Annotated in this window: 1 protein-coding gene; it reads right to left on the bottom strand. The window is 56.2% G+C overall.

Annotated features, from left to right (window positions below; all coding sequences use genetic code 11):
- Window positions 1-26 precede the first annotated feature (26 nt).
- Window positions 27-1,177, bottom strand: a protein-coding gene (locus PWM43_RS15310) for an IS3 family transposase (protein ID WP_289843326.1) whose coding sequence is annotated in 2 segments (ribosomal slippage) — window positions 27-919 and window positions 919-1,177 — 1,152 coding nt in all. Because the reading frame shifts where the segments join, the coding sequence is not laid out codon by codon here.
- Between the last annotated feature and the right edge of the window lie 63 nt (window positions 1,178-1,240).

Consider the following 1,240-nt stretch of genomic DNA (forward strand, 5'->3'; position numbering starts at 1 on the left):
TGACATGCCCCCCTTTTTGTTACCACTCAAAAAGAGAGTTTCCGGTTTTTATGGTTTGGGGTTGATGGGATGACAAGCGTCTCGGGGGCATGCCCCCGAGACGCTTGTCTGGCGACCTGATCCGGTGTCCTGCCATCCAGTTGGGAATGTGGGCGCGCCGTATTGTAGTCTTCCCGCCAGTCAGCCAGAATTTGGCGGGCATGCGTCAGGGACGTAAACAGCGTTTCGTTGAGACATTCATCCCTTAGCCTGCCATTGAAGCTTTCGACAAATCCGTTCTGCTGCGGTTTCCCCGGGGCGATATAGTGCCATTCGATCTTCATCTCATCGGCCCATTTCAGGATGGCATGGGATGTGAACTCCGTACCGTTGTCGCTGACAATCATGAGGGGTTTGCCATATCGTTCCACCAGGGCCGTCAGTTCCCGCGCCACACGTCCACCTGATAATGACGTGTCGGCAACCAATGCCAGGTTCTTGCGACTGAAATCGTCGATAACAGCCAGAATGCGGAACCGGCGACCACAGATCAGGGCATCCGAGACAAAATCCAGGCTCCAGCGCTGCCGGGGTTCCTGGGGGATGGTTATGGGAGCGCGCGTTCCCAATGCTCTCTTGCGGCCACCCCGATGCCGGACTTTCAGACCTTCCTCCTGATAAAGACGGAATAGCTTCTTGTGATTGGGGCTGAACCCTTCTCGCGCCAGAAGATAGCCCAGGCGACGATAGCCAAAGCGGCGCCGCTGGCTTGCCATATCCCGCAGGCGCTGACGCAGGGCGGCATCGTCCGCCCTGGTGGAAACATACCGCGCAACACGCCTGGCAAGACCAACAAGCGCACAGGCTCGGCGTTCACTCAGGGCCAGAGCTTCCTGAATGTGTCGGACCGCCTGCCGTTTCGCGACAGGCGTTACCACTTTTTTCCAACAATTTCCTTCAGTGCCGCATTATCCAGCATGGCATCCGCCAGAAGACGTTTCAGGCGGCTGTTTTCATCTTCCAGCGCCTTCAGCCGTTTGGCCTCGGATACCTCAAGGCCACCATAACGGGTCTTCCATTTGTAGAAGGTCGCGTCACTGATCCCGTGCTTACGGCAAAGATCAGAGACCTTCAGCCCGGATTCCTGTTCCTTCAGGATCCCTATGATCTGCTCTTCCGTAAAACGACTGCGCTTCATCCGTCCGTATCCTTCTCGATCGGACTCTACTTTTAAATGGTTACATTTCCGGGGGGCACGTCA

This window comes from Brytella acorum, from assembly GCF_029309905.1.
Taxonomy (GTDB): domain Bacteria; phylum Pseudomonadota; class Alphaproteobacteria; order Acetobacterales; family Acetobacteraceae; genus Brytella; species Brytella acorum.